The 11,870-nt window shown below is 67.2% G+C and carries 10 protein-coding genes and 1 pseudogene; 9 read left to right on the top strand and 2 right to left on the bottom strand.

Annotated elements, in window-relative coordinates:
* The first annotated feature begins 24 nt into the window (after positions 1-24).
* Both AC3WRM_RS13850 and AC3WRM_RS13845 read left to right on the top strand, forming a co-directional pair.
* The gene (locus AC3WRM_RS13850) at positions 25-654 is read left to right on the top strand and encodes a TetR/AcrR family transcriptional regulator (RefSeq protein ID WP_370074853.1); all 630 of its coding nucleotides are present in this window, start codon (positions 25-27) and stop codon (positions 652-654) included.
* Positions 651-1,139, top strand: a complete 489-nt coding sequence (locus AC3WRM_RS13845) for a PaaI family thioesterase (protein ID WP_056680421.1) — start codon at positions 651-653, stop codon at positions 1,137-1,139. The genes AC3WRM_RS13850 and AC3WRM_RS13845 overlap by 4 nt, the downstream gene beginning before the upstream one ends.
* A 340-nt stretch (positions 1,140-1,479) precedes the next feature.
* Here AC3WRM_RS13845 and AC3WRM_RS13840 read toward each other — a convergent pair whose 3' ends face one another.
* Positions 1,480-2,499 carry a helix-turn-helix domain-containing protein gene (locus AC3WRM_RS13840; protein WP_056680425.1) on the bottom strand — a complete coding sequence of 340 codons (1,020 nt, stop codon included), beginning with the start codon at positions 2,497-2,499 and terminating at the stop codon, positions 1,480-1,482.
* 109 nt (positions 2,500-2,608) lie between these two features.
* Here AC3WRM_RS13840 and AC3WRM_RS13835 point away from each other — a divergent pair, with 109 nt between their 5' ends.
* The 7 genes and pseudogenes from AC3WRM_RS13835 (at position 2,609) to AC3WRM_RS13805 (ending at position 9,935) form a co-directional block, all read left to right on the top strand.
* Entirely contained in the window at positions 2,609-2,929 is a 321-nt protein-coding gene (locus AC3WRM_RS13835) for a 2Fe-2S iron-sulfur cluster-binding protein (RefSeq protein WP_056680426.1), read from the top strand.
* A 22-nt stretch (positions 2,930-2,951) separates the two neighbouring features.
* Positions 2,952-4,337: pseudogene (locus AC3WRM_RS13830) on the top strand (cytochrome P450); the annotation flags it as partial.
* 11 nt (positions 4,338-4,348) lie between these two features.
* The gene (locus AC3WRM_RS13825) at positions 4,349-5,551 is read left to right on the top strand and encodes an NAD(P)/FAD-dependent oxidoreductase (RefSeq protein WP_056680432.1); all 1,203 of its coding nucleotides are present in this window, start codon (positions 4,349-4,351) and stop codon (positions 5,549-5,551) included.
* An 83-nt stretch (positions 5,552-5,634) separates the two neighbouring features.
* A complete protein-coding gene (locus tag AC3WRM_RS13820; RefSeq protein WP_056680435.1) occupies positions 5,635-7,263 on the top strand; it encodes a long-chain fatty acid--CoA ligase in 1,629 nt (542 codons plus the stop codon).
* Between the two features lie 36 nt (positions 7,264-7,299).
* Entirely contained in the window at positions 7,300-7,530 is a 231-nt protein-coding gene (locus AC3WRM_RS13815; RefSeq protein WP_370074851.1) for a hypothetical protein, read from the top strand.
* Positions 7,531-7,584: 54 nt separating this feature from the next.
* On the top strand, positions 7,585-9,093 hold the full coding sequence (locus AC3WRM_RS13810) for an aldehyde dehydrogenase family protein (protein ID WP_056680442.1): 1,509 nt from the start codon (positions 7,585-7,587) through the stop codon (positions 9,091-9,093).
* Positions 9,094-9,107: 14 nt separating this feature from the next.
* A complete protein-coding gene (locus AC3WRM_RS13805; protein WP_056680445.1) occupies positions 9,108-9,935 on the top strand; it encodes an SDR family oxidoreductase in 828 nt (275 codons plus the stop codon).
* A gap of 122 nt (positions 9,936-10,057) precedes the next feature.
* Here the strand turns inward: AC3WRM_RS13805 and AC3WRM_RS13800 are convergent, their stop codons facing one another.
* Entirely contained in the window at positions 10,058-11,719 is a 1,662-nt protein-coding gene (locus tag AC3WRM_RS13800) for a GMC oxidoreductase (protein WP_056680447.1), read from the bottom strand.
* Positions 11,720-11,870 lie beyond the last annotated feature (151 nt).

Below are 11,870 nucleotides of genomic sequence, written 5' to 3'. Positions count from 1 at the left end.
GGCACAAGGGGAGGAGTGAGAGCGGTGAGGAAACTTCCGGCGAAGCTGGCCAGTCAGCTCTACGGCGCGGCCGAGCTGATCGCCGAGCGCGGTCTGGACGGCACCAAGATCGACGACATCGCCGAAGCCACGGGTATCCCGAAGGCCACGATCTATTACCACCTGGACGGCAAGAACGGGGTCCTCGCATTCCTTTTGGGAGACCTGCTTGACCTCATCGCTGGCGAGGTCGGTGTCGCAGTCTCAACGGTCGAGGATGCCCGTACCCGGCTCGAGGCCGCCGTCGCAGCACAACTAAGTGTGATGGTCGAGCATCCGTTCCTGTGCCGGGCACTCGCGGGGGACCTCGGCCGTGCCACCCGGCTGCCTGACCTCGCCGAGGCTTTGCGGAGCGCGTTCTACCAGCCGATCGAGAAGCTTCTGGCCGACGGCGTCGCCGACGGCTCGCTGCGCCAGGTCGCCGATCCGGGTGCCGTTGCAATGAGCGTCTTCGGTGCCATCACCGTGGCCGGTCTCAGCGCCGCGGTCGAGGGGTCTTCAACTGGCCCGTCCGCAGATGCGGCCCGTTTCTCTGCGGCGATCTGCGAACTGATCCTCGACGGTCTCGCGACACCTCGCACTCGCGATGACCACGAATCGGGTGAGCGGCCGTGACCAGCCTGGATGAGCTCCTCGCGAGCTGGAACGAGAAGTTCCGGGCGTACGAGGACGGCGCCCGGCTTCCGCCGCACCACGACCACTGCCTCGCCTGCGGACCCGACAACCCCCACGGCCATCACCTCACCGTCCAGCGTCGCGGCGACGAGGTGCATGCGGTTCACGTCTTCGACGAGCGCCACGTCGGCGCTCCCGGGATCGCGCACGGAGGCGCCGTGGCAACGGTCCTCGACGACCTGTTCGGGTTCCTGCTCTACCTCACCGGCAGTCCAGCGGTGACCCGGAAGCTCGAGGTGCGCTACGACTCGCCCGTCATCCTCGGCACCACCTACGAGCTCGCGGCCAGGGTCGTCCGGACAGAAGGGCGCAAGCTCTTCGTGGAGGCCGACATGAGTGAGACCGGAGGACCAACTGTCGCCTTCGCTTCGGCCCTTTTCCTGAGGGTGGACGTGACCCACTTCGACCAGGGCAGGCCGCGATGACTAAGACGTGGGTGGGCCGCTTTATCCCCGAAGTTCCCGTGGGCGCCACGGTCGCAAGCGCACCGTGGCGGAGGGACTCTGCGGGATCTCAGCGCGGTCGGGTTCGACACGGGCGCGACCGGTACTCCCGGTCGGTACTCCCGGCTGGTGCCTGTTCCTCTGCCGTGTGACGACGGAAGGGTGCGAGTCGCACGCTGAGCTGACATGGCTGTCGGCGTGCGTGTCGGGAGGGATGACGCCCCCACTTGGATCGTCAACGGTGACGTGACTGCGTGAACAACGCCGCGAGCGTGCTGCTTGAGTGGCGCGAAGCGAGCGAAGGTTGGTAGCCGGGCCCTACCTAGCCCGGTTCGCGGCGACCGAACTGACGGAATTCGCTTGGCGACTGCCCGGTCCAGCGTTTAAAGGCATGCGAGAAGTTGCCCAGGTCGCTATAGCCGAGATCTATGGCGATCTGACCGACCGTCAGCGATCGGTCGAGCAGGCGGACGATCGCCCTCTCGCGCAACAGCGATTGCTGTACGTCGCGGAAGGTCGTGCCCTCCTCGTGGAGGCGCCTTTTCATGGTGCTCGGGGAGACTGCGAGGAGCTCAGCCATGTCATGGCTGCTGATGTGTCCGGGGTCCTCCTCGAGCAATCGCCTCACGGTCTCGGTAAAGCTGGTGGCAGCGGTGTGACGGTCGAGGCTTCGGCGCAGTTCGCCGATGGCCATGCGATAGGCGACCGGGTCGGGGAAGCGACAGGGTGCTTGGAGGATGTCGACGGGAACGTCGATGAACGACGCGCGTGCGCCGAACACCAAGCGTCCGGCCAGCGCGCCGGCGATGCGCTGAGGGGACTGGGGTGTCTTCCAAGCCAGGTTCATCGTGACGCCTGGCAGCGGGCCCGTCAGCATGTCGAGGAGCCGCAGCAGTGCCGCTCCGCCGTAGGTGATGACTAGGCAGTCGAGATCACGATCGCCGGTGTGGCCGGTGAGGCCCACGGTTAGGCTGCGCTGACTGCTGTGGAAGTGGGGGCGCAAGGCGCTCGAGATGATCGGAAGATACCCGAGCAGCTCGAAGACCTCGGCCACGGAGCCGGAGCTGACTAGCGGCAGGCTGAGCGGGCCGAACGACGTCAATTGCGCGTGCTCGGCGAAGGAGAGCCCGAGGCTTGTGGCTTCGTCGTGGTCGAGTCCGGGGTAGACCTCACGGAACCACCGGATCGGCACCTGTCGGTCGCGCTGGACCAGCTCCAGTTCGGAAGTCCCCTCGCGGTCGATGATCGCGCGGAAGCGACCTACGGCTTGAGGACCGAGAGCATCGCTGTTCAAGAGCTGGACGAACGCCAACGGAGGCACCCCGGGCTCGGGGGACTTCATGGGCAGTGACCTCCTGAGCCGAAATCACAACATATTGACTCGAGTGACCATAGCCACAGCATGTCCAGAGTGCCAACACTTGACTCACGTTCGAGCAAGGAGTCGTTCCATGTCAGTTGTCACCTTCATCTCCCACGACGGGGAGAAGCGCGAGGCACCCCTCGAGGAGGGTGCGTCCCTCATGCAGATCGCCGTAGACAACATGGTGCCCGGGATCGACGGCGATTGTGGCGGGGAGGCCGCGTGTGGCACGTGCCATGTGATCGTCGAGGACCAGTGGATCGCCGAAGTCGGCCGTTCGGGTCCGGTCGAGGAGGAGATGCTCGCCATGAACCCCGAGCGCGAGCCGACCTCGCGGCTCTCGTGCCAGATGCGGGTGAGCGAGAGCTGGGACGGCCTCGTCGTCCGACTCCCCGAGTTCCAGATGTGACCGTCGAGAGGAAGACTGCACCATGACGACCCTGACTACCGTGACCGACGCCGTGGCTGAGCGAGCCCAGTCCATCATCCCGATGGAGATCCAGATCCGCGGGGCGCACCTGTACGACAAGACCCGTCGCTTCGTGACACGGACCAACGGGAAGAAGATCTTCGTCGAGGAGCCCATTCCCCCCGTGGAGGACGTCGCCCTCGCCGACATCGACCTGAGCAACCCGTTCCTCTACCGTCAGGGCAAGTGGCAGTCCTACTTCGAGCGCGTGCGCAACGAGGCACCCGTCCACTACCAGGCCGACAGCCCGTTCGGACCTTTCTGGTCCGTCACTCGGCACGCCGACATCATCGCGGTCGACAAAGACCATGAGACCTTCTCGGCTGAGCCCTTCATCATCATCGGCGAGCCCCCACGGTTCATGGATGTCGCGATGTTCATCGCCATGGACCCGCCCCGACACGACCGCCAGCGAGCCGCGGTCCAAGGCGTAGTCGCCCCCAAGAACCTGCGCGAGATGGAGAGTTTGATCCGCACGCGGGTCCAGGAAGTACTGGACGAGCTCCCGGTAGGTGAGCCCTTCAACTGGGTCGACCGCGTCTCGATCGAGCTCACCGCGCGGATGCTCGCGACCCTACTCGACTTCCCATACGACCAACGCCGCAAGCTCGTCGAGTGGTCGGACCTGGCCAGCTCCATGGAGCAGGCCAACGGCGGACCATCCGACAACGACGAGGTCTTCCGGGGCTTCGTCGACGCGGCGCGGGGACTGAGCGCGCTGTGGCGGGACAAGCAGGCGCGACTCGCGGCAGGTGAGGAACCCGGGTTCGACCTGATCACCATGCTCCAGAGCAACGAGCACACCAAGGACCTGATCGACCGCCCGATGGAGTTCCTGGGCAACCTGGTGCTCCTGATCGTCGGCGGCAACGACACCACACGCAACTCTATGAGCGGGGGTGTTCTCGCCCTCAATCAGTTCCCCGACCAGTTCGAGAAGCTCAAGGCCAACCCGGACCTCATCCCCAACATGATCTCAGAGATCATCCGCTGGCAGACGCCGCTGGCCTACATGCGTCGCGTTGCGAAGAAGGACACGGTCCTCAACGGCCAGTTCATCCGTGAGGGCGACAAGGTGGTCATGTGGTACGCCTCGGGAAACCGCGACGAGCGAGTGTTCGAACGTCCGGACGATCTCATCATCGACCGCAAAAACGCACGCAACCACATCGCGTTCGGCTTTGGCGTCCACCGGTGCATGGGCAACCGTCTGGCCGAGCTGCAGCTGCGGATCCTGTGGGAAGAGCTGCTCCCGCGCTTCGAGAAGATCGAGGTCGTGGGTGAGCCGGAGTATGTCCAGTCCAACTTCGTGCGCGGGATCAGCCGGTTGATGGTCCAGTTGACGCCGAAGACCGACGCGTGACCTCGGGGAGGGCGCTGATCGTCGGGGCCAGCCACGCCGGGGCCCAGTTGGCCGCCAGCCTTCGCCAGGAGGGGTGGGCAGGTGAGGTTGTCGTCATCGGTGACGAAGCCGCGCTTCCGTACCAGCGGCCTCCCCTGTCCAAGGCCTACCTTGCCGGCAAGAGCAGCTTGGAGGAGCTCGCCATCCGCAAGGCGGAGTTCTACGACAAGCAGAAGATCCGCCTGTTGCGGGCGACGGTCACCGAGATTGATCGTGCGGCCGGAGAGGTCGTGCTGAGCGACGGTGAGACGCTCGCCTACGACGGCCTCGCGTTGTGCACCGGGGGCCGGGCGCGTCCGCTGGCTATTCCTGGCATCGATCTGCCGGGCGTCTTCTACCTGCGGACGTTCGCGGACGTCGAGGCGATCCGTGAGGCCACGGCCTCGGGTCGCCGAGCCGTGATCGTCGGCGGGGGCTACATCGGGCTGGAGACCGCCGCGTCGTTGCGCGCCCTCGGGCTGGAGGTAACGGTCCTGGAGGCCGCCGAACGTGTCCTGGAGAGGGTCACGGCTGCTGAGGTGTCGATGTTCTACGAGCGCATCCACCGCGACGCCGGGGTCGTGGTGCGGACGGGCGCTCTCGTCGAGGCCGTGGCCGGCGACGGCCGCGCCGGCGAGGTGGTGCTAGCCGGGGGTGAGCGGATTCCCGCAGACCTGGTCATCGTGGGTGTGGGCTTGGTCCCGAACACCGAGCTCGCCTCTGAGGCGGGCCTGCAGGTCGAGGACGGTGTCGTGATCGACGACTTCGCCTCGACCAGCGATCCCAAGATCGTCGCGGCGGGGGACTGCGCCATCCATTACATTTCTCGCTACGGCCGGCGGGTGCGACTTGAAGCGGTGCCCAGCGCGGGTGAGCAGGCGAAGGCGGCTGCCGCCACGCTGTGCGGCAAGGAGCGGCCTATCTCGGCGCTGCCGTGGTTTTGGTCCGACCAGTACGACCTGAAGCTGCAGATCGCGGGACTGAACACGGGCTACGACGAGATCGTGCTAAGCGGCGACCCCGCGCGCGATCGCGACTTCACCTGCTACTACCTCCAACGTGGGCGGTTGCTCGCCGCGGACTGTGTGAACCGTCCCCGGGACTTCATGAAGGCCAAGAGAACGCTCGGCCAGGGTCTCGACGTCGATCGGGCGGAACTGCAACGGCCCGCCGCCTCCTGATTCACAGTGCCGGGCGCGCGCCTCGGCGAAGCCCCGCACCCCATCACCGCCCCCCTCAACACCCCATCGCCGGAGGACTACTCGTGCAGAGCACCATGATGAACGTCCAGCTGACGACGGCAGCCATCCTGCGGCACGGTGCCCGTGTGCACGCCACCGCGCGCGTGCGCACGCTCCAGCCCGACGGCTCGGTCAGGACCGGCACGTTCGCCGAGGTGGGACGCCGCTCGGCGCAGCTGGCCCACGCGCTGCGGGCCTGCGGGGTCGTGGGGGACGAGCGGGTCGCCACCTTGATGTGGAACAACCAGGAGCACGTCGAGGCCTACTGTGCAGTGCCCTCCATGGGGGCAGTCCTGCACACCCTCAACCCTCGACTGACCCCCGAGCAGCTGGTCTACATCGCCAACCACGCTGACGACCGGGTGGTGATCGTCGACGGTACGCTCGCCCCGCTCCTGGCGGCGGTCCTACCGCAGCTCGCCGAGGTGCACACCGTGGTCGTCACGGGGGGTGTCGATCTCGCGCCGCTCGAACGTGACGGCCTCACCGTTGTCGGTTACGACGACTTCATCGGAGGTCACCTGGAGACGTTCGAGTGGCCGGAACTCGATGAGCTCTCCGCTGCGGCCATGTGCTACACCTCGGGCACTACCGGCAACCCCAAGGGCGTGGCCTACAGCCACCGATCGACCTACCTCCACTCGATGGCTGCGTGTGCCGCCGACGGGCTGAGCGTCACCGGTGACGATGCCATCCTGGCGATCGTGCCGATGTTCCATGCCAACGCCTGGGGACTGGTCTACGCGGCTTTGATGGCAGGAGCCGACCTGGTCATGCCCGAACGGTTCCTCCAGGCCGAGCCACTGGTGCGACTCATCAGCAGCGAGCGCCCCACGATCGCCGGAGCTGTGCCTACGATCTGGAGTGACGTCCTGAATCACCTCGACTCCAACCCCGGTCACGACATCTCGTCGCTGGGGCTGGTGGCCTGCGGTGGATCGGCCGTGCCGCTTCATCTAATGAAGGCCTTCCAGGAGAAGTACGGCGTGCAGATCGTGCAGGCGTGGGGGATGACCGAGACCTCGCCCCTAGCCGCTATCGCTCGGCCGCCGGCAGCGGTCGAGGGCGAGGAGCACTGGGCACTGCGGGCCTCCCAAGGTCGTCCCGTCGCCGGGGTCGAGCTGCGACTGATCGACGACGACGGTAACGAGGTGCCGCACGACGGGAAGTCAGTCGGGGAGATCCAGGTTCGCGGCCCATGGATCACGGGGTCCTACATCGGTGACGAGGACGCGGAAAAGTTCGACGACGGATGGCTGCGTACCGGAGACGTGGGACGGATCGACGAGCGTAGTTTCGTCACCTTGACCGACCGGGCGAAGGACGTCATCAAATCGGGCGGCGAGTGGATCTCGTCAGTGGAGCTCGAGTTGCTGCTCGCAGGTCACCCGGATGTGCTGGAAGCGACCGTCATCGGCGTTCCGGACGAGAAGTGGCAGGAACGGCCCCTGGCCGTGATCGTCGTTCGGGACGGGTCCGAGGTGACTCCCTCCCAGTTGCGGGACTTTCTCGAGGGCAAGGTCGCCAAGTGGTGGCTGCCCGAGCGGTGGTGCTTCGTGCCCGACGTGCCCAAGACCTCGGTCGGCAAGTTCGACAAGAAGCTGCTCCGCGCCCGGCACGCCGACGGCGACCTCGCTGTCATCGATCTCTGACTGCATGGGAAGGCATCACGGCGCGAGGCGCGATTGGTGGACGAGCTCGCGGCCGAGTCCGGCCGGGAGTTGCCGCCGCTGCCGCCGATCTCGTTCCAGCAGGAGCCGTCCAACGGCATCCCGCGCCGCTCCCAGCGCGAGCCCGGGGCATGGTGCCGCGAGCACGGGATCACCACGCCTGCGTACTCCTTCGCCAGCGACTTCGCAACTGCTGCTGTCCCGCACTCCGCTGCAAGCCCACAGCGGCCCCCGTCGACCGTCGTCTGATGGCGCAGCAAGCCAGGCCCTCCCGGGCACCGTCACCGACCTCGAGGAAGTGTCATGAACGCCCCGTCCGCACCCACCCTGCACATCCGACGTCCCGCCGACGGCGAAGTACTCCGATCGGTCCCGATCGTCGACGGCGACCGCGTGCGCGCCGCCGCTGAGGACCTGCGCGCGGCGCAGGTCGCGTGGCGCGACATGGGTCCTGCTGCGCGAGCCACCTGGCTGCGCAAGTGGCGGGGCTGGATCCTCGACCACACCGATGAGCTCACTGACCTGCTCGTCGCAGAGACCGGCAAGGTCCGCCCTGACGCCTTGGTGGAGACGACCGCTTCGTGCGAGTTCATCTCCTTCTACGCCGACCATGCGAAGGAGTTCCTCGCCCCCGAACGAGTGGGGGCAGGAGGGCTGCTCAGCCTTCCGAAGCGGCTGACCCGCAGCTATCGGCCCTACCCGTTGGTCGGACTGATCATCCCGTGGAACTTCCCGATCACCCTGTTCCTGATGGATGCGGCGCCGGCGCTCGCAGCGGGATGTGCGGTGCTGACAAAGTCGTCGGAGATGACCCCGCTGACGTGCGCGCGCATCATCGAGGGATGGCACGAGATCGGCGCCCCGCCGGTCCTCCTGCACGTCGCGGGGGCCGGGGACACTGGAGGAGCGGTGGTCGAGGCTGTTGACTTCGTTCAGTTCACGGGCTCGACGGCGACGGGCCGTCGGGTGGCCACGCGCTGTGCTCAGCTGCTCAAGCCGGTCAGCCTGGAGTTGGGCGGTAAGGACGCTGCCATCGTGCTCGAGGATGCCGACCTCGATCGGGCCGCGCACGGGATCGTCTGGGGCGGGATCTTCAACTCGGGGCAGGTCTGCATCTCGGTCGAGCGGGTCTACGTGGTGGACGCGGTCTACGACCGGTTCGTGGAGAAGGTGGTGGCGGCCCTCGGAGCGCTGAAGCAGGGCTCTCGAGCCCGCGATGATGTCGGCGCCATGGTGACCCGGGCGCAGGTGGACACGGTCGAGCGGCATGTGCGGGAGGCTCAGGAGTCCGGTGCGCGCGTGCTTGTCGGCGGGTCGCGGGCCGACGAAGGCAACTTCTTCGCCCCCACGCTGCTGGTGGACGTCGACCACAGCATGGCCTGCATGACCGAGGAGACGTTCGGGCCAACACTGCCGGTCATGCGGGTGGCCGACGAGGCCGAAGCGGTGGCCCTGGCCAACGATTCCGCGTACGGGCTCTCGGCCACCGTGTGGACACGAGACGTCTCCCGAGGGCGGCGCATCGCCGACCAACTGGAGGTCGGTGCGGTCAACATCAACGACGTCTTCAGCAACCTCTTCGCCGTGGGGCTACCCCACAGCGGCTGGAAGTCCTCGGGCCTGGGGGCTCGCCTCGGCGGCGCGCAGGGTCTGCGGAAGTACTGCCGCGTCCAAGCAATCACCGAGCCGCGGATCCCGCTGACCACCAAGGAGCTCACCTGGTACCCGTACTCCGCCCGGCGTACGGCGATCGCCGGCCGAGTGCTGCGCCTGGCCGCTGGTCGCGGCCTGCGGCAGCGACTCGGCCTCTGAAAGGAACAGGAACCATGACGACAACGAACAAGCGACGGGTGGTCGCCATCACCGGGGGCGCCCGGGGGATCGGATACCACACCGCGGAGGAACTCATCCGGCGCGGTCACCGGGTCGCCATCGGGGACATCGACCAGATCCAGCTCAAGGTGGCCGCCGAGGAGCTCGGCCTCGACGTCGCGGTGCGTCTAGATGTCACCGACCCTGCCTCCGTGGCGTCCTTCCTCGACGTGACCGAGGAAGCACTGGGGCCGATCGACGTCCTCATCAACAACGCGGGTGTCATGCCGACGGGGCACGTGCACGAGGAGACCGACGAGGTCACCCGCCGGCAGGTGGAGATCAACATCCTGGGCGTCATCTTCGGCACCAAGATCGCCCTGCAGCGGATGCTGCCACGGCGACAGGGACACATCATCAACACGGCTTCACTGGCCGGGGAGCTCCCGGTCCCGGGGCTGGCGACGTATTGCGGGACCAAGTTCGCGGTCATCGGGTTCACCGAGGCCGCCCGGCAGGAGTACCGCAGGTCGGGTGTCACCCTGTCCACTGTGCGTCCGACCTTCACCAACACCGAGCTGGTCGCGGGGACGAGCGGGGCCAAGGGCATGCGCAACGCAGAGCCGCAGGAGATCGCGCGCGCCACGGCGGCTCTCATCGAGCGCCCGCAGCCCTTCGTGCGAGTCACGCGTATCGCCGGCACGATGGTGGCGGCGATGAAGTTCGTTCCCGAGCGGATCGCGACCCAGCTCGGGGCGATGCTCGGGACCGACACGGTCTTCCTCGACCGCGTGGACTCCGCGGCGCGTCAGGCCTACTTGGAGCGGGTCGGTCGCAGCTGATGCCACAGGGCGCGATCGCGCGCCACGGATCATCCGAAACGACCGCGAGCGTCGCGTGGCGCTCGCGGTCGTCTCCTGTCCCGTGGCTTAGGCCGGGTGCTGGCCGCCCTCGACGACGGGCATCAGGTCCGGGGGGCGAAGGCCGGCCGCTCCGGCTCAATGGCGGAGATCCGCTGGTAGCCGGCGCCCAACGGGGGACGCTCGTCCCGATTGCCCTTGTTGGGCCACAGGGAGGCTGCCCGCTCGGCCTGCGCGGTGATCGTCAACGACGGGTTAACCCCCAGGTTCGCCGTGATACTGGAGCCGTCGACGACGAAGATCCCGTCGTGCCCGTAGAGACGGTGGTAGGGGTCGATGACCCCGGTCTCCGGGGAGTCACCGATGGCACACCCGCCGATGAAGTGAGCGGTCATCGGGATGTTGGCGATCTCCCCCGTGGACCCGCCGGCCACGCCGTTGATCTTCTCGGCGACGCGACGGGTGACTTCATTGCCGACGGGGATCCAGGTGGGGTTGGGCGCCCCGTGGCCAGGTCCCGAGGTGATCGTGGGGCGACCGAGGAGGGTCTTCCTCGACCGCACCGTGATGGAGTTGTCCAGCGTCTGCATGACCAGCAGGATGACTGTGCGCTCCGACCACCGTCGCGGGCTGAACCACGTCAGATGAGAGGGCTGGGTCGCGATTGTCCGCAGCCAGCGCCACCACCGGGGCCCATGGCCGTCCCCGTCGGTGAGCGCGGTCTGGAGTAGGGACATGGCGTTGCTGCCCTTGCCGTAGCGCACCGGCTCGATGTGGGTGAACTCGTCGGGGTGGATCGAGGATGTGATGGCCACGCCGCGCGTGAAGTCGCTGGATCGATCGCGGGACTTCGCCCCCAGGATCGACTCGGAGTTGGTACGGGTCAGGGTGCCCAGTCGGGCGGAGATGTGCGGCAGGGAGCCCGTGGCCTTCAGTCGGTGGAGCAGCTTCTGGGTGTTGTAGGTGCCCGCTGCGAAGACGACGTGGTCGGCCGTGAATGACTGCCGGTTGCGGCGACGGCGCGCGGACCTGCCGGTGCGGACGGTGTCGACGACGTACCCGCTTCCCTTGCGCGGGCGCACGTCGACCACGGTGGTCAGGGGACGTACCTCGGCCCCGAGCTTCTCCGCGAAGTACAGGTAGTTCTTGTCCAGGGTGTTCTTCGCCCCGACCCGGCACCCGGTCATGCACGACCCGCACTGGGTGCACCCGGTGCGGCGCGGCCCCGCCCCGCCGAAGAACGGGTCGGGAACCTCTTTGCCGGGCTCTCCGAAGAAGACGCCGACGGGGGTCAGTGTGAAGGTGTGCTCCACACCCATGTCGCGCGCGACCTCGCGCAGCACCTTGTCCGAAGGCGTCACGTGGGGGTTCTGCGTGACACCCAGCATCCGCCGTGCCGTCTGGTAGTGCGGGTCCAGCTCGGCGTGCCAATCGGTGATGTGCGCCCACTGTGGATCGTTGAAGAACGGGGCAGGAGGTTGGTAGAGGGTGTTGGCGTAGTTGAGCGAACCGCCGCCGACGCCGGCGCCCGCCAAGATGACGACGTCGCGCAGCAGGTGGATGCGCTGGATGCCGAAGCAGCCGAGCCGTGGCGCCCAGACGAACCGACGGGTGTCCCAGGACGAGGTGGGCAGGTCGTCGGTGTCGTAGCGCTTGCCTGCTTCGAGCACCCCGACGTGGTAGCCCTTCTCCGCCAGGCGCATGGCGGTCACCGAGCCGCCGAAGCCGGAGCCGATGATCAGCACGTCGTAGTGGGCCGAGGTCATGGGATGTGGATCCTTCTGTGAGGTGTTCGACGCGAGTGGGGCGGCGGACCGGCAGTGCCGCCGATCTGACGGGTTGTGGTTCCCCCCGAATCGTGGAGGGCTTCTCTATGCGGCTTCCCGGTCGGGGGCCGCTGTGTCCTCGTAGTTGACC

The sequence above is a fragment of the Aeromicrobium sp. EU05-FHT14F07 genome (assembly GCF_058790455.1).
This window is presented reverse-complemented; position numbering and strand designations above follow the sequence as displayed.

Excerpts from the sequence above, each read along its gene's own strand:
- AC3WRM_RS13810 (WP_056680442.1), top strand. The coding sequence starts at position 7,585 with ATGAACGCCCCGTCCGCACCCACCCTGCACATCCGACGTCCCGCCGAC.
- AC3WRM_RS13840 (WP_056680425.1), bottom strand. The coding sequence starts at position 2,499 with ATGAAGTCCCCCGAGCCCGGGGTGCCTCCGTTGGCGTTCGTCCAGCTC.
- AC3WRM_RS13805 (WP_056680445.1), top strand. The coding sequence starts at position 9,108 with ATGACGACAACGAACAAGCGACGGGTGGTCGCCATCACCGGGGGCGCC.
- AC3WRM_RS13835 (WP_056680426.1), top strand. The coding sequence starts at position 2,609 with ATGTCAGTTGTCACCTTCATCTCCCACGACGGGGAGAAGCGCGAGGCA.
- AC3WRM_RS13800 (WP_056680447.1), bottom strand. The coding sequence starts at position 11,719 with ATGACCTCGGCCCACTACGACGTGCTGATCATCGGCTCCGGCTTCGGC.